The sequence below is a fragment of the Undibacterium sp. genome (assembly GCF_030683615.1).
GTDB classification, from domain to species: Bacteria; Pseudomonadota; Gammaproteobacteria; order Burkholderiales; family Burkholderiaceae_D; genus Undibacterium; species Undibacterium umbellatum.
Map to the genome: position 1 here is coordinate 173,478 of NZ_JAUXQE010000036.1, position 16,439 is coordinate 189,916.

Here is a 16,439-nt window from a genome sequence, read left to right on the forward strand (position 1 = left end):
TCAGGCAGGCGAATAGGCCAGACGCACATAGATGGGAGCAAAGGCTTCGGCCTGGGTGATTTCTATCAGGGTCTCTTTTGCCAGTTCAAGCAAGGCAACAAAATTCACGACCAGCACTGGCGCACCTCGGCTAATGTCAAACAGGTCTGAAAATTCTACAAACTTGGATGACTGCAGCTTGCGCAAAATACCCGTCATGTGTTCACGTACTGAGAGTTCTTCGCGGCTGATTTTGTGATGGGCAACCAGAGTGGCACGCTTCAATACATCAGCCCATGCAGATTGCAGGTCAGCGATATCCACATGCGGCCAGTGCAATACGGTGTTTTGTTCGACAAACACTTGGGCATGTAGAAAGTCACGGCCCAGTTGCGGTACTGCATTCAGGTCATAGGCGGCCAGCTTCATTTGCTCGTATTCAAGCAGGCGGCGTACCAGTTCTGCGCGCGGATCATCGGCTTCTTCGCTGTCTTTGCTTTTATTCGACGGCAGCAGCATGCGTGACTTGATTTCGATGAGCATGGCGGCCATCAGCAAATACTCAGCGGCCAGTTCCAGATTGTGTTTGCGTATCTGTTCGACATACTGCAAGTACTGCAGCGTAACTTGCGCCATGGGGATGTCGAGGATATTGAAATTTTGCTTGCGTATCAGGTACAACAGCAAGTCCAGCGGGCCTTCAAATGCTTCCAGGAATACTTCCAGCGCGTCTGGCGGAATATAAAGATCATTTGGCAGCTTAAAGAGCGGCTCGCCATAAAGCTTGGCAAATGCTAAGCCATCGACAACATCAGGTGTGCTGTCGACCGCACCAACCAAAGGTAAATCGGTTGGCGTCAAAGCGTTCGTAGTGCTCACAAGCTTTCCGGCTACGTATATGTAGTATCAATGCGGGCCGAATCAGCCCTTGTTTTGATACACGTAGGCTTGCTGGTTGATGCGCGATTCCTGATTACGTTTTTGCGTATCCAAATCTATCGCTTGCTTGTCCCACAGCAGGGCGCGGCCATCGCGTTGGCTTTGTTCCAGTGCAGGGTTGGCTTTTTTTAAGTCTTTGATGAAGTTGGTTGCTTCGGATTCGTACAGCGAGAATTGCTTGGAGAATTTCATAATTTGAAATAAACACAAAAAGTCGGATGAAGCCGCATTTTACTCTGCTTTTGGGCTGGCTATGGTGTTTTGCCCATGGAGTAAGGCTTCAATTGACTCAGATACTCAAAGGTCTTTGACTTCCAGCCATTTTTTTACGTGCACTGGACGATAGTCGGCAAATCTTTGTAATAGCTTTGCAGGCTCTGTTTCCATATATAGCAGATCCAGATGGGGAGGCCGCAGAAATCCTTGCTCTACTGTATGCAAGAGAAAATCATGCAGCTTTCGATAAAAATCATTAATATTATATAAACCTACTGGTTTTTCATGGAAACCCAGTTGTGACCATGTCAGCACTTCAAATAACTCTTCCAGTGTACCTATGCCACCAGGCATGGCGATGAAGGCATCGGACAATTCTGCCATCATGGCCTTGCGTTCATGCATATTGGCAACGACATGCAAGGAGGTGAGGGCAGTGTGGCCGACTTCCTTGTCCATCAATGCTTTAGGGATAACACCCGTGACTTTGCCGCCCAAACGCATGACTTCATCAGCAATCACCCCCATGAGGCCAACATTGCCGCCGCCGTACACCAGTCCCAGGTCTTGCCTGACGAGTTCGGCAGCTAACTGGCGTGCTGCAATGGCGTAGTCTTCGGTAATGCCGGGAGAGGACCCGCAATAAACGCAAATATTCTTCATGTCGGATTGATCTTGCGCAAATAGTCTTGTGACAGCTTTTCAAAGACATTTTTGGTTTCGCCACGCAGATACGGGCTGATCAGGACGATCACCTGATAACAGCCGCGTGCCAGCGACTCTGACATGGTTTGCAATTCGGTATATTTACGCGGATTGCGCACATATTCATAAGACAGCCAGTAAGTTGCCACCACCACCATATTGGTGGCCAGGGCATCGATATCCATATCACTGGCTTCAAATTCGCCATCGGCCCGCAAGCCTGTGCAAAGCCCGGTTGCAACCTTGATCTTGTGCGTCAGTATTTCTTTGAAGTTGAGTTCAAGCTTGCGATTCCTGGAGAGTAAATCATTCAAGTCGCGATAGAAAAAACGGTAACGCCAGACCAGCTCAAAGGTCAGGTGCAGATAAGTCCAGATATCCTGGATATTGGCTTTGCGCCCTTCTGGGAAGGCCAGTTTCTTGTTAATTTCTGCCTCGAATTGAACGAAGATGGAATTAACGATATCGTCTTTATTGCGGAAATGGTAATACAGATTGCCTGGGGAAATATTCATTTCCTCCGCAATCACGGTCGTGGTGATATTCGGTTCACCGAACTCATTGAAAAGGCGTAGGGAAAGTTCTAGTATCCGTTCCCTGGTGCGACGAGGAGCTTTGTGTTGCATGTCATTCTTCTCGATAAATTATTTCATAAGAATAACATTGAAAGCGCAACATCAAAAGAGTATCAGGCTTCGGACTGCGCTTTCAGTTCTTTTTCTGATGGAATATGCACCAGTCTGGTCTTGGCAAGGCGATCATGCAGGAATTGTCCATACTTGTCGAGGCGGGCTGTCAATGCCCACGCCAGCATGCCCAAGGCGATCGCTGCAGCCATTGCCCATTGTTTGAGGCCAAGCTGGTAAACCAGGGCTGCGGCTGGCAAAAACCACATCCATGCCAGACAGTAGCGAACGATGGCCTTGATGACAGGGAGCCTCCCACCATCCAGGTCGACCACCTTGATGCGCCAGGTTTGCATGGCCAGGGTCTGGCCACTTCGGGTCCAGCAAAATACAAAATAGGTACCGATGACCAGAAATAGCCAGAACTGGCGAGCATGACGTAATACCAGAGCATGCTTACTCTGGGTGATGACGTCGAACAAGAAATCGGAAACGAAAACAATGCCAAACAAGAGCATGGCTTCATAGACCATGCAAATCAGTCGGCGACGTAGTGGTGGAGCAGTCAGATCAGGATTCACAGGATTACTTGCTTGTTCCCTGAGGGGCAGGATTACTTGCTGCCGCCTCATTCATGCTCGAGGCGGGGGCTGGGTTGATGGCGGGAGCAACATTGGTCGCCGGCAGTGACGCTGGCGTAACTACTTTGACACCGGGTTGCGTAGCGCTGGCAGGTTTAGGGCCCACTTTGATGGGGGCCAGAATTTTTGGATTTTTGACAGATTCCAATGGTAAATTGGTTACACTTTTCTTTTTCTGACTTTCATCAGCCAGGCGTTTCTTTTCTTCTTCGCTTAACTGTTGATATTGTTGCCACTGCGCAGACTTATGCTCAGGCTTGAGTTGTGTTGATTTTGCGTAATTCTCACGGGCAGCCATACGTTGCTCTGGTGTTAACTTAACCCAGTCACGCATACGTTCTTGTAGCCTGGCTTGTTCGTCCGGCTTCATCGTCGCGTAACGATCTGCTATCCCCAACCATTTTTTCTTGGCGAGTTCAGACATCTTGTCCCATTCCGGACTCAATGGTGCCAAAGCCTGTTTCTGTGCAGCACTGAGTTCTTTCCACAGCGGTTTGCTCAGGGTACTGCCACCCAGCAGGCCAGTGCTTGCCTTAACTGTACTTTGTGGATTGGACGCAGGAACAGAAACGCCGCCAGCAAAAGCCAGCGGTATTGCAAGTGACAAAATGACGAGGCAGACAGAATTCGGTATTAACGCAAACGTCACTACTACTCCTCCGTTTTGTTCAAATATGCACTGAACCCGGTATCGACATAGGCGGCTGGCGGCAATTCATCCACCAGGACGGCAGTATCAATATCTGCCAGTTCGTTGATGTTTTGCTGTTGCTCGTACTCGTATATACCCAGCAGGCCGATTATTAATACCAACAAGGGTAAGACCAGGCCCAGCTTGCCCAGCCAGGAACCAGGCCCCTGGAAAGAAAAGCCAGAATTGCCAGCCAGCACACCCTTTAGTACTTGCACTGCTGCAGGTGATTCTTGCTTCTTGCGCGCCAAAGCCAGCTTGCGCGCTTGCGCCAACCTGTCCAAGGTGGGCGCAGGCAGGTTTTCCGCCGACTCATTCAGCGCTCTTTTTACCTTGTAAGCAAATTCAAGGTCCTTCGCTTCTTTTGAATAGTTCATAGGTGAATTCCTTTAGCCTTGAGCGTGACAGCCAATGCATGTGTTGCTCTAGAGCAGTGTGTTTTGACGCTGCCCTCTGAGCACCCCATTGCAGCGGCGGTTTCCGCTACATCCATGTCTTCCCAATAACGCATGAGGAAGGCTTCCCGTTGACGCGCGGGAAGTTTTTTTATTTCTTCATCAATAATGTTAAGAACTTGCTCACGTTCTATCTTGTCGGCACTGGATTCTGATGCTTCTGTGCCATCTTCCGCTGCATAACTTTCCAATAAATCAAAGCTATCATCATCTTGGCTATTTGACGGCGTAATGTTGGAAAACAAGCTGACCCAGGTGTTTCTGACCTTTTCCCGGCGGAAAAAATCCAGGATGGTGTTTTGCAATATGCGCTGGAACAGCATGGGCAATTCAGCTGCTGGTTTGTCGCCGTATTTTTCGGCGAGCTTGATCATTGCTTCCTGGACAATGTCCAGAGCTGATTCTTCATTTCTTACCGTGTAGACAGCATGTTTGAAAGCGCGTCGTTCCACACCTTCCAAAAAGCTGGATAATTCTTTGTCTGTGGCCATTGTCGGCAGTTACGTTGTTTATAGCAGGTGCTGCTTCCTGATAGTCATTGCGCATTTGCTTTGACGAGTGGCGCTGAACTTTTAAGGAAGCTGGCTATGCAAAATTGCGCACATGCTAGCAAAAATACGTACTTATGTCCTGAATTTTGTGGTTTCTTGTCATTTGACAACATTTTAACGGTAAATAAGTTTCTTTTCTTATAGAATTTTCCTTGACCAAAATGCTGCGACGCAGTACCTTGTGAGTCCGCTCCAAAATCTCGGGGCATAAAATACTTGCCTGGAACAGCCCACAATGCTGCAGCCGACAAGTTCGCTTTAAGTAGCTGTTTGTTCTGACCCATGCCACAAGCGTGAGAAGTCTGTCGTTGTAAAGCCTTAATACTGATTGAACGAGTGCACTAAGCCTTGCCTGGCACCATATCCAACGGATGTGTAAAGGGCGATGTGACCGCACATAAAGGGATCTCAGCTTTCCGGTATTTACATGTCGATTTCGCCAGGAAAGAACATCCGATCAATCTCCTATGGACCTTGAAAGGACACAATTTATGAGTTCAGAATTTACAGGCGCAGAGATACTTGTCAAGTGTCTTGCCGAAGAGGGTGTTGAGCACGTATTCGGATATCCGGGTGGTGCCGTACTCTATATCTATGATGCGATCTTCAATCAGGATAAGTTTCAACATATCCTGGTGCGCCACGAGCAGGCTGCAGTACATGCTGCTGATGCTTATTCCCGTTCCTCCAATAAAGTCGGCGTGGCCTTGGTCACTTCTGGACCTGGTGTTACCAATGCGGTAACCGGGCTGGCAACTGCGTATATGGATTCGATTCCCATGGTGATTATTTCAGGGCAGGTGCCTAGTGCCGTTATTGGCCAGGATGCTTTCCAGGAATGCGACACTGTTGGTATCACCCGTCCATGCGTAAAGCATAATTTTTTGGTGAAAGACGTCAGAGACCTGGCCGAGACCGTCAAGAAAGCATTCTACATAGCAACGACAGGTCGTCCTGGTCCTGTGCTGGTCGATATCCCTAAAGATATTAGCATGCACAAAACCACCTACAGCTACCCTAAAGAAGTCGAAATGCGCTCTTACAAGCCAGTCGACAAAGGGCATGCAGGACAAATTCGCAAGGCTGTGCAGTTGTTATTGCAGGCTGAACGTCCCATGATTTACACCGGTGGCGGCGTGATTCTCGCGCATGCAGCACCGGAACTGAACAAGCTTGTTGATCTGCTCGGCTTCCCTTGCACCAATACCCTGATGGGTCTGGGCGCCTACCGTGCCAGCGATGAAAAATTCGTCGGCATGCCGGGTATGCATGGTACTTACGAAGCCAATATGGCCATGCAGCACTGTGACGTGCTGATCGCCATTGGTGCACGTTTTGATGACCGTGTGATCGGCAACCCGAAACATTTTTCTTCGCATCCACGCAAGATCATTCATATTGATATTGATCCTTCGTCGATTTCCAAGCGCGTCAAGGTTGATATTCCTATCGTGGGTAATGTCAAAGACGTGTTGCAGGAAATGCTGTCGCAACTGAGTACGGTTGAGACACGTCCTGATCCCAAGGCACTGGCTGCCTGGTGGAAACAAGTCAATGAATGGCGTGGCCGCGAATGCCTGAAATACCCGACTTCGAATGAAGTCATCAAGCCACAATCCGTAGTTGAAAAAGTTTGGGAAGTCACCAAGGGTGATGCCTTTGTGACCTCTGACGTAGGTCAACACCAGATGTGGGCTGCGCAATACTATCGTTTCGACAAGCCACGTCGCTGGATCAATTCCGGTGGCCTGGGCACCATGGGCGTAGGTTTGCCATATGCCATGGGTGTGCAAATGGCCAACCCTGATGCGACTGTTGCCTGTATCACTGGCGAAGCCTCGATACAGATGTGCATACAGGAGCTGGCAACCTGCAAGCAATATCATCTGACGCCAAAAATCATCTTGTTGAATAACCGCTTCCTCGGCATGGTCAGGCAGTGGCAGCAAATTGATTATGGTTCACGGTATTCCGAGTCTTATATGGACTCTTTGCCTGACTTTACCAAGTTGGTTGAGGCATATGGTCACGTTGGTATGAAGATAGAAAACCCGGCAGACGTAGACGGTGCAGTGCGTGAAGCCTTTGCCATGAAAGACAGGCTGGTGTTCATGAATTTCATTACTGATCAAACCGAGAATGTCTGGCCTATGGTCAAGGCAGGCAAGGGTTTGACTGAAATGTTGCTGGGTTCGGAGGATCTGTAATGAGACATATTATTTCCATCCTTCTTGAGAATGAAGCCGGTGCCTTGTCCCGCGTGGTTGGTCTGTTTTCTGCCCGCGGCTACAACATTGAAACCCTGACGGTTGCACCAACCGAAGACCCGACACTGTCACGCATGACGATCGTGACTTCTGGTTCTGACGACATCATTGAACAGATCACCAAGCATTTGAATCGCCTGATTGAGGTGGTCAAGGTCGTTGATCTGACCGAGGGCGCGCATATAGAGCGCGAACTGATGCTGATCAAGGTGAGAGCGGTCGGCAAGGAGCGCGAAGAAATGAAGCGCACTGCAGATATTTTCCGTGGCCGCATCATCGATGTCACCGAAAAGACCTACACCATTGAATTGACCGGTAATAAAGGTAAATTGGATGCTTTCATTGATTCCATTGACCGCACGGCAATTCTGGAAACGGTACGTACCGGTGGTTCAGGCATAGGACGCGGCGAACGCATCCTCAAGGTTTAAAAAATAGTTTCAGGCATACGCCATCCCCTACAAAATACTTAATTATTAGGATACAAAATGAAAGTTTTCTACGATAAAGATTGTGATCTCTCCCTGATCAAAGGCAAAAACGTTGCTATCATCGGCTACGGTTCTCAAGGTCACGCACATGCACAGAACTTGAATGATTCCGGCTGTAAAGTAACTGTCGCCCTGCGTAAAGGCGGCGCATCCTGGGATAAGGCAAAAAATGCGGGTCTGAACGTGGCTGAAGTGAATGATGCAGTCAAAGCTGCTGATGTCATCATGATCTTGCTGCCAGATGAAAACATTGCACAGGTGTATGCTGAAAATGTTGCCCCTCACGCTAAACAAGGCGCAGTGCTGGCATTTGCTCACGGCTTCAATGTTCACTACGGCCAAGTCGTGCCACGCGCTGATCTGGACGTGATCATGATCGCTCCTAAGGCACCTGGCCACACGGTGCGTGGTACCTATAGCCAGGGTGGTGGTGTGCCTCACCTGATTGCTGTATATCAAGACAAATCCGGTTCTGCCCGTGACATCGCCTTGTCTTATGCGATGGCTAACGGTGGTGGCCGTGCCGGCATCATTGAAACCAACTTCCGCGAAGAAACAGAAACAGATTTGTTCGGTGAACAAGCTGTTCTGTGTGGCGGTGCGGTTGAACTGATCAAAGCTGGTTTTGAAACTCTGGTTGAAGCTGGTTACGCGCCAGAAATGGCTTACTTCGAATGTCTGCATGAATTGAAACTGATCGTTGACCTGATCTATGAAGGCGGTATCGCCAACATGAATTACTCGATCTCCAACAATGCAGAATACGGCGAATATGTGACTGGCCCTAAAGTCGTTACAGAAGACACTAAAAACGCCATGCGTCAATGTTTGAAAGATATTCAGACTGGTGAATACGCGAAGAGCTTCATCCTGGAAAACAAGGCTGGCGCACCAACTTTGATCTCCCGTCGTCGTTTGACTTCCGAGCACCAGATCGAAGAAGTAGGCGCGAAATTGCGTGCCATGATGCCATGGATCGCTAAAAACAAACTGGTTGATCAGTCGAAGAACTAATTCTTCAGATCGCCGGGCATCATCCAGCGTGCGCTTGCAGGCGCACGCAACTCGAAGACTAAAAATCGCCCGCAAGGGCGATTTTTGTTTATGTAGCTGTTGTTCTGCAGCCTGCTTGCTGTCACAAGCATGTCATCCAAGTGTGTGAATTGTTTTCGCAGTCAATAATCAAGGTTATACTGCCCACACTTTTGATTTCTATTGCCTGGCGCTGCCGGGCAAGTTTTTACGAAATAACCGCATGTCCACTCCTAATCGACGCAAGCCCAAGGGTAGTTTCAAGCTTTTCCCCAAGGGGGTGCGCAAAACCCAACAATCTGCCGAAGTCGTTGCCGCTGAGGTTTCTCCAAAGAGACGGCGAGGGATTTACTTATTGCCTAACGCTTTTACGACGGCAGCCCTGTTTTGCGGTTTTTATGCCATTGTGATGGCAATGAATCAGCGTTTTGACCAGTCTGCCCTGGCAATATTTGTGGCCATGGTACTGGATAGCCTGGATGGCCGCGTTGCCCGCATGACCAATACTCAAAGTGAGTTTGGGGCGCAGTACGATAGTTTGTCAGACATGATTTCCTTTGGGGCCGCCCCTGCGCTGGTGGCTTATGAGTGGTCACTAAAAGGCATGGGTAAGCTGGGTTGGCTGGCTGCCTTCGTCTATTGTGCCGGTGCAGCTTTGCGTCTGGCGCGTTTCAATACCAATATTGGCGTAGTCGATAAGCGCTATTTCCAGGGCCTGCCCAGTCCTGCAGCGGCGGCTTTGGTGGCAGGGTTTGTGTTGTTGATGGAAGACCTGCATTTTCCCGGTAAAGAGCTGAGCTGGAGTACCTGGAGTATCACCTTGTTCGCTGGTTTGACGATGGTGACCAATGTGCCTTTCTATAGTTTTAAGGACGTGAACCTCCGTAAGTCAGTGCCATTTATTGCACCTTTTCTCATCGTGCTGGCTTATGTTGCGGTGGTTAGTGATCCGCCCAAGGTTTTGTTTGGTTTGTTTGTTCTGTATGGTTTGTCTGGTTATGTCGTTTTGCTGTGGCGCTGGCGCAAGGGGCGGCCTGTCAGTATCGTGCAGACCAGTGTCGAGCATCATGAAGAAAAATAAGCATGTCTAAAGCAATGTTGGCCAGATAAAATTTGGTGTTTTAAGAGAGAAGTCGCAATACAGAAAATGTATCGCGGCTTTCTTGCTTTTCTGCCGCATAAAAACGGGAATTTCCTGCTATAAATTCTTGCACTTTTCTGCCTTTGCGCTTATAGTCTTTGGCATGAACTTCGCATCCACATCAATAGCAAAAAATACTACGACAGACCTGTCTGGTCTGCTATCGCTATTGCTGGCATCTCTACTAGCGTTCACGCGCTAAATCTCCCTATACCCACAATTCGAGTAGTCTCGCCACCCATGTGCGTCTTGCAAGGGTAGGCCAAAGAATATTCACAGTTTGCAGTTTTACATCTACAACATTTCAGACTTCAATTCATATCAGGAGCAATAACATGGCCGACAAACTCATCATATTCGACACAACCCTGCGTGATGGCGAGCAATCCCCCGGTGCATCGATGACCAAGGATGAAAAAATCCGTATTGCCAAGCAGCTGGAAAGAATGAAGGTTGATGTGATTGAGGCCGGTTTTGCGGCAGCGTCGCCAGGTGATTTTGAGTCCATTAAGGCGATTGCCTCCATCATCAAGGATTCGACGGTTTGCTCTTTGTCGCGCGCCAATGACCGTGATATTGCCCGTGCTGCAGAGGCCTTGCAAGCAGCGCAGCGCAAGCGTATTCATACTTTCATCGCGACTTCTCCTTTGCATATGGAAAAGAAATTGCGCATGACGCCGGACCAGGTGCTGGAGCAAGCCATACAAGCCGTGCGCTATGCCCGCAACTTTACAGATGATGTGGAATTCAGCCCTGAAGACGGTAGCCGTTCAGACATGGATTTCCTCTGTCGCGTGCTTGAGGCAGTCATCAAAGAAGGTGCAACAACGATCAACTTTGCCGACACTGTCGGTTACGCCGTGCCTGAGCTCTATGGCAATATGCTGAAGTCTTTGCGTGAACGTATTCCTAATTCCGACAAGGCAGTCTGGTCTGTGCATTGCCACAATGACCTGGGGATGGCAGTTGCCAACTCCCTGGCGGGCGTCATGATAGGTGGTGCGCGCCAGATTGAGTGCACCATCAATGGCCTGGGTGAGCGTGCTGGTAATACGGCGCTCGAAGAAATCGTCATGGCCGTTCGCACCCGCAAGGATTATTTTGATTTGCAACTGGGTATAGATATCAGCCAGATCGTGCCAGCATCTAAGCTTGTATCGCAAATCACCGGGTTTGCCGTGCAGCCAAATAAGGCCGTCGTTGGCGCAAATGCCTTTGCCCATGCTTCCGGCATCCATCAGGATGGCATATTGAAGGCGCGTGATACCTACGAAATCATGCGTGCCGAAGATGTGGGCTGGAGCGCCAACAAACTGGTGTTGGGTAAATTGTCTGGCCGTAATGCCTTTAAACAGCGACTGGAAGAATTGGGTATCGCACTGGAGTCGGAAACTGAAGTCAATGCCGCCTTTGCCCGCTTCAAGGAACTGGCCGACCGTAAATCTGACATATTCGACGAGGATATCCTTGCCCTGGTCTCTGACGAAGAACATGCACATAATAATGATGCCTTCCATTATGTGTCTTTGTCGCAGCGTTCAGAAACAGGTGAATTGCCTTATGCCAAAGTCGTATTTACTTCGGAAGGCAAGGAAGTGACTTGTGAGGGTAATGGTAATGGCCCGGTTGACGCTATTGTGAATGCCATTGATTCCAAGGTGCAGAGCGGGGCAGAGCTGTTGTTGTTCTCGGTGAACGCGATCACTACTGGTACGCAGTCGCAGGGTGAAGTCACCATGCGTTTATCCAAGGCTGGCCGCATTGTCAATGGCGTAGGCGCTGATCCTGATATCGTTGTTGCTTCAGCGAAAGCCTATTTGTCAGCATTGAATAAATTGCAATCAAAGACAGAAAAACTGAACCCTCAGATTTAAAGCAGATTTGATTCTGGCTTAAAACGGTGTTATAGTCACGCGTCCTGCCATTCCGGCGGGATTGTTATCTCACGATAATGATGGTTTTGTAGCTGTTTTTATAAATACAGCGACTATTGTTATCGCATGTTAAGGAAAATCATGTCTATCGAAAAAAATGCAAAAGCCGCTATCGTAGCGGACAATGCCCGTGGTCAAAACGACACAGGCTCTCCTGAAGTGCAAGTTGCTCTGTTGACTGCACGTATCAATGATCTGAATGGTCACTTCAAAGCTCACTCTAAAGATCACCATTCACGTCGTGGTTTGATCATGATGGTTAACCGTCGTAAGAGTCTGTTGTCTTACCTGAAAGGTAAAGACTTGAATCGCTATCGCTCACTGATCGAAAAACTCGGCTTGCGTAAGTAATTCTTGCTGAATTTAGCAAAAGATTTGTAGCAAAAAGCCTGCGTCAGTTGACTGTCGCAGGCTTTTTGTCCATCTAGAGTTTTGGTTTTACCCAGTTTTAGCCCGGTTTTTGATGTAAATATTAAAAACAGGCAAAAAGCAATCCAGGCGGATTGCTCGTGGTGAGGTGAACGACAGCGCCTGAAAATCTGTCGGCAAATAGAAAGGACACATTGTGTTTAATAAAATTACTAAAACCTTCCAATATGGTCAGCACCAGGTAACACTGGAAACCGGCGAAATCGCTCGTCAGGCATCGGGTGCAGTCCTGGTATCCATAGAAGATACCGTTGTACTGGCAACCGTCGTCGCCAAGAAAGATGCAAAGCCAGGTCAGGATTTCTTTCCTCTGACCGTGGATTACATGGAAAAAACTTACGCTGCCGGTCGTATTCCAGGCGGTTTCTTCAAGCGTGAAGGTCGTCCATCAGAAAAAGAAACACTGACTTCCCGTTTGATCGATCGCCCTATCCGCCCTCTGTTTCCAGAAGGTTATCTGAATGAAGTTCAGGTCATCATTCACGTATTGTCCGTCAATCCAGAAATCGACCCTGATATCGCTGCAATGATCGGTGCTTCCGCAGCGATTTCCGTTGCTGGCATCCCATTCAGTGGCCCGGTTGGTGCTGCACGCGTTGGTTATATTGATGGTCAATATGTATTGAACCCAACTGCAACTCAACTGAAGCAATCCAAGCTGGATCTGGTTGTTGCTGGTACTGAGCAAGCCGTGTTGATGGTTGAGTCTGAAGCACAACAATTGTCTGAAGAAATCATGTTGGGCGCAGTTGTGTTCGGTCACGAGCAAATGAAAGCCGTTATCGATGCGATCCATGAACTGGTACGTGACGGTGGCAAGCCTGAAGTGCAATGGGCGCCTGCTGCAAAAAATGAGCCCTTGATTGCTGCTGTAACAGCAGTGGCTGAGCCTTTGTTGCGCGCTGCTTATCAAACCAAAGAAAAACAGGCACGTACTGAACAATTGAAGGCGGCAACTTCTTCAGTTTCGGCAGCACTGGCTGAGCAAGCGGCTACCAAAGGCGAAGCTGCTCCTGATTCATCTGAAGTTGGCAATATCCTGTTTGATCTGGAAGCGAAAATCGTTCGTTCCCAAATCCTGGAAGGAGAGCCACGTATCGATGGTCGTGATACACGCACTGTGCGTCCTATCACTATCCGCACTGGCGTTTTGCCACGTACGCATGGTACAGCCCTGTTCACGCGCGGTGAAACTCAGGCCTTGGTTATCGCCACTCTGGGTACTGCCCGTGACGAGCAAAAAATTGATGCGCTGATGGGCGAATACTCTGACCGCTTCATGTTGCATTATAATATGCCTCCGTTCGCTACTGGCGAAACTGGTCGTGTTGGCACACCTAAGCGTCGTGAAATCGGTCATGGCCGTTTAGCTAAACGTGCATTGCAAGCTGCCTTGCCTGATCCGGAAGATTTTAGCTACTCAGTCCGTCTGGTATCTGAAATTACAGAATCCAATGGTTCTTCTTCCATGGCCTCCGTCTGCGGCGGCTGTCTGGCTTTGATGGATGCTGGCGTGCCAATGAAAGCGCACGTTGCCGGTATCGCTATGGGCCTGATCAAAGATGGCAACAAGTTTGCTGTTCTGACTGACATCCTGGGTGATGAAGATCACCTCGGCGACATGGACTTTAAAGTAGCCGGTACTGCAGAAGGCATTACAGCCCTGCAAATGGATATCAAAATCCAGGGTATCACTAAAGAAATCATGCAAGTCGCTTTGGCCCAAGCTAAAGAAGGCCGTATCCATATTCTGGGTAAAATGCAAGAAGCCGTACCTGTCGGTAAATCCGAATTGTCTGACTTCGCTCCACGCCTGATCACTGTCAAGATCAATCCTGAAAAAATCCGTGATGTTATCGGTAAGGGTGGCGCAGTGATCCGTGCCTTGACAGAGGAAACTGGCACGCAAATCGATATCAGCGACGAAGGTGTAGTCACTATCGCTTCTGTTGATGCAGCAGCAGGCCAGGAAGCCAAGCGTCGTATCGAAGAGCTGACGGCAGAAGTTGAAGTCGGCAAAATCTACGAAGGTACAGTATTGAAGTTGCTGGACTTCGGCGCGATTGTACAAATCATGCCAGGTAAAGATGGTTTGCTGCACATCAGCCAGATCGCCAATGAGCGCGTGAATGCTGTTGCTGACTATCTCAAAGAAGGTCAGCAAGTGCGTGTAAAAGTGCTGGAAACTGATGACCGTGGCCGCTTCAAGTTGTCGATGAAAGCAGCTGCTTCTGAGTCTGAGGCGCAAGCTCAGCCGCAGCAGCAACAGCAGTAATAAATTCTCAGGCCGGAAGGCTTGTATGAGTTGAAAACGCCCGTCTTGCACGGGCGTTTTTTTATTCGCTTACAATTATGGCTAGTATTGCTGGACTCATACAAAGGCTGAAGATGAAAACTGACATGCGCGCAATTGAAATTACCCAGTACGGCAAACCTGAAGTCTTGCAAATATGCAGCAGGCCCTTGCCAGTGCCGGGTGCTGGCGAGCTATTGATCAAGGTTGCGGCAGCAGGCGTGAATCGCCCTGATGTCTTGCAGCGTCTTGGTTTTTATCCTGTGCCACCAGGGGCTTCTGATTTGCCTGGGCTGGAAGTGGCGGGTGAGGTGGTTGGTGGTGATGTGCAGGGTAGTGGTTTTGAGCTGGGTGACCAGGTTTGTGCGCTAGTGCAGGGTGGGGGGTATGCGGAGTATTGCCTAGCACCTGTGGGCCAGTGCCTGAAGGCGCCAGCGGGCCTGTCCATGATAGAGGCAGCCTCGCTGCCAGAAACCTATTTTACGGTCTGGAGTAATGTATTCCAGCGTGCGCATTTGTCGCCTGGCGAAAGTTTTCTGGTGCAGGGCGGTACTTCAGGCATAGGTGTGGCAGCAATCCAGATTGCCCGGGCATTAGGACACAGGGTTTTTGCCACGGCTGGATCGGATGAAAAATGCCGGGCGACTGAAAGATTGGGTGCTGAGCGCGGTATCAATTATAAGACTGAAAATTTCGTCGAAGTCGTCAAGGAGTTGACGACAGGTAAGGGCATCGATGTCATCCTGGACATGGTTGCTGGATCTTATGTGCCGAAAGAAATCAATTGCCTGGCAGATGATGGCAGGCTGGCTATTATTGCCCTGCTTGGTGGCAATTCGGCTGAGCTTGATCTGGGGCAGGTCTTGCGCAGGCGTCTGACTGTAACAGGATCGACTTTGCGACCACGTTCTGTTGCTTTCAAGGCAAAAATTGCTGCTGAATTGCAGGAGAGTGTCTGGCCCTTGCTGGCGACGAAGCAAATAGTGCCAGTGATACATCAAACTTTCCCGCTGGAACAGGCTGCGCAAGCCCATGCCATGATGGAAGAGGGTTTGCATATAGGTAAAATCATGTTGACGCTGGATTGAGTTTGCAGTTTCGGCTTCGCGTGTGGTTTTTGCAGATAGCCGGTGTGATGATGTTTTGTGATGTCATATTGCTCATATATCTGATGTAATTATGTCTTTGAAGCAAATCTTCATGTAAAACTGGTCTTGCTGGTTTGACCCTGTCTGCTGCGAAGGCTACAATAGACGGTTATTTATATTTTGGCTCACTATGCGACGCACCTTAATAGCCGGTAACTGGAAAATGAATGGTAGTTTTGCTGCCAACCGTTCATTATTGTCTGAAATCAAGGCGGGTTTGCCTGCCAGTTTGCAATGTGATGTGCTGGTGTGTGCTCCTGCGCCGTATTTTGCGCAATGTGCCGAAGTGTTGGGCGGTACAGTTGTTTCATGGGGTGCGCAAGATGTATCTGTGCATGAGCATGGTGCGTACACAGGTGAAATTTCTGCCTCCATGTTGCAGGATTGCGCATGCAAATATGCGATTGTCGGGCATTCCGAACGCCGTGCGTATCATGCTGAAACAAATGAGCTGGTGGCGCACAAGGCGCAGCAATTGCTGAGGCATGGTGTTTTGCCTATAGTCTGCGTCGGTGAAACCCTGGAGCAGCGCGAAAGCGGTCAGACTAATGCGGTCGTGGCGGCGCAATTGAATGCCGTGCTGGATGTGCTGGATAGTCTGGATGGCCTGGTGATTGCCTACGAGCCTGTCTGGGCCATAGGTACAGGTAAAACAGCAACGCCTGAAATGGCCCAAGAAGTACATCATTTCCTGCGTCAGCAGGTGGCTGCGCGTGATGCTGGTGCGGCAGAAACAGTACAGATTTTGTATGGTGGTAGCATGAAGCCGGAAAATGCCAAGGAGTTGTTGGCAATGCCCGATATTGATGGTGGTTTGATTGGCGGGGCTGCACTGAAATCGCAAGATTTTCTTGCAATTATCGCAGCTAGTTAATTGATTTATTGTAATACTTAATTTTTA

At 49.1% G+C, this 16,439-nt stretch carries 17 protein-coding genes; 9 read left to right on the plus strand and 8 right to left on the minus strand.

Annotation, left to right across the window (positions count from 1 at the left end):
- From Q8K39_RS19245 to Q8K39_RS19280, 8 genes are all read right to left on the minus strand, one after another.
- Entirely contained in the window at positions 1 to 858 is an 858-nt protein-coding gene (locus Q8K39_RS19245; RefSeq protein ID WP_305262729.1) for a ScpA family protein, read from the minus strand.
- 42 nt (positions 859 to 900) lie between these two features.
- The gene (locus tag Q8K39_RS19250; protein ID WP_110253987.1) at positions 901 to 1,110 is read right to left on the minus strand and encodes a DUF3460 family protein; all 210 of its coding nucleotides are present in this window, start codon (positions 1,108 to 1,110) and stop codon (positions 901 to 903) included.
- A gap of 105 nt (positions 1,111 to 1,215) precedes the next feature.
- Positions 1,216 to 1,797, minus strand: coding sequence for a TIGR00730 family Rossman fold protein (locus tag Q8K39_RS19255; RefSeq protein ID WP_305262731.1), 582 nt, complete (start codon positions 1,795 to 1,797; stop codon positions 1,216 to 1,218).
- The gene (locus Q8K39_RS19260) at positions 1,794 to 2,465 is read right to left on the minus strand and encodes a TetR/AcrR family transcriptional regulator (RefSeq protein WP_305262733.1); all 672 of its coding nucleotides are present in this window, start codon (positions 2,463 to 2,465) and stop codon (positions 1,794 to 1,796) included. The genes Q8K39_RS19255 and Q8K39_RS19260 overlap by 4 nt, the downstream gene beginning before the upstream one ends.
- Before the next feature lie 62 nt (positions 2,466 to 2,527).
- Positions 2,528 to 3,046 carry an RDD family protein gene (locus Q8K39_RS19265; protein WP_305262735.1) on the minus strand — a complete coding sequence of 173 codons (519 nt, stop codon included), beginning with the start codon at positions 3,044 to 3,046 and terminating at the stop codon, positions 2,528 to 2,530.
- A gap of 4 nt (positions 3,047 to 3,050) precedes the next feature.
- Positions 3,051 to 3,755 (minus strand): DUF3106 domain-containing protein, encoded by a 705-nt coding sequence (locus Q8K39_RS19270; RefSeq protein WP_305262737.1) that lies wholly within the window; start codon positions 3,753 to 3,755, stop codon positions 3,051 to 3,053.
- Positions 3,756 to 3,757: 2 nt separating this feature from the next.
- Positions 3,758 to 4,174 (minus strand): DUF3619 family protein, encoded by a 417-nt coding sequence (locus tag Q8K39_RS19275; RefSeq protein ID WP_186951832.1) that lies wholly within the window; start codon positions 4,172 to 4,174, stop codon positions 3,758 to 3,760.
- Positions 4,171 to 4,743: an RNA polymerase sigma factor gene (locus Q8K39_RS19280; RefSeq protein ID WP_186951831.1), complete on the minus strand. Its 573-nt coding sequence runs from the start codon at positions 4,741 to 4,743 to the stop codon at positions 4,171 to 4,173. Before Q8K39_RS19280 ends, Q8K39_RS19275 begins: the two co-directional genes overlap by 4 nt.
- Positions 4,744 to 5,294: 551 nt before the next feature.
- Between Q8K39_RS19280 and Q8K39_RS19285 the strand changes: the two genes are divergently transcribed.
- The 9 genes from Q8K39_RS19285 to tpiA all read left to right on the plus strand — a co-directional run bounded on the left by Q8K39_RS19285 (position 5,295) and on the right by tpiA (position 16,412).
- On the plus strand, positions 5,295 to 7,010 hold the full coding sequence (locus Q8K39_RS19285; RefSeq protein WP_186951829.1) for an acetolactate synthase 3 catalytic subunit: 1,716 nt from the start codon (positions 5,295 to 5,297) through the stop codon (positions 7,008 to 7,010).
- The gene (ilvN, locus tag Q8K39_RS19290) at positions 7,010 to 7,501 is read left to right on the plus strand and encodes an acetolactate synthase small subunit (protein WP_110253980.1); all 492 of its coding nucleotides are present in this window, start codon (positions 7,010 to 7,012) and stop codon (positions 7,499 to 7,501) included. Before Q8K39_RS19285 ends, ilvN begins: the two co-directional genes overlap by 1 nt.
- 57 nt (positions 7,502 to 7,558) lie before the next feature.
- Positions 7,559 to 8,575: a ketol-acid reductoisomerase gene (ilvC, locus tag Q8K39_RS19295; protein ID WP_110253979.1), complete on the plus strand. Its 1,017-nt coding sequence runs from the start codon at positions 7,559 to 7,561 to the stop codon at positions 8,573 to 8,575.
- Positions 8,576 to 8,816: 241 nt separating this feature from the next.
- Complete coding sequence (gene pssA / locus Q8K39_RS19300) at positions 8,817 to 9,674, plus strand: CDP-diacylglycerol--serine O-phosphatidyltransferase (RefSeq protein ID WP_305262742.1); 858 nt, start codon at positions 8,817 to 8,819, stop codon at positions 9,672 to 9,674.
- 395 nt (positions 9,675 to 10,069) lie between these two features.
- Positions 10,070 to 11,608, plus strand: a complete 1,539-nt coding sequence (locus Q8K39_RS19305; protein WP_305262743.1) for a 2-isopropylmalate synthase — start codon at positions 10,070 to 10,072, stop codon at positions 11,606 to 11,608.
- A gap of 141 nt (positions 11,609 to 11,749) precedes the next feature.
- Positions 11,750 to 12,019, plus strand: a complete 270-nt coding sequence (gene rpsO, locus Q8K39_RS19310; protein ID WP_110253976.1) for a 30S ribosomal protein S15 — start codon at positions 11,750 to 11,752, stop codon at positions 12,017 to 12,019.
- Between the two features lie 214 nt (positions 12,020 to 12,233).
- The gene (gene pnp / locus Q8K39_RS19315; protein ID WP_305262745.1) at positions 12,234 to 14,372 is read left to right on the plus strand and encodes a polyribonucleotide nucleotidyltransferase; all 2,139 of its coding nucleotides are present in this window, start codon (positions 12,234 to 12,236) and stop codon (positions 14,370 to 14,372) included.
- Positions 14,373 to 14,497: 125 nt separating this feature from the next.
- Positions 14,498 to 15,478: an NAD(P)H-quinone oxidoreductase gene (locus Q8K39_RS19320; protein WP_305262746.1), complete on the plus strand. Its 981-nt coding sequence runs from the start codon at positions 14,498 to 14,500 to the stop codon at positions 15,476 to 15,478.
- 190 nt (positions 15,479 to 15,668) lie between these two features.
- The gene (tpiA, locus tag Q8K39_RS19325) at positions 15,669 to 16,412 is read left to right on the plus strand and encodes a triose-phosphate isomerase (RefSeq protein ID WP_305262748.1); all 744 of its coding nucleotides are present in this window, start codon (positions 15,669 to 15,671) and stop codon (positions 16,410 to 16,412) included.
- Positions 16,413 to 16,439: the final 27 nt, after the last annotated feature.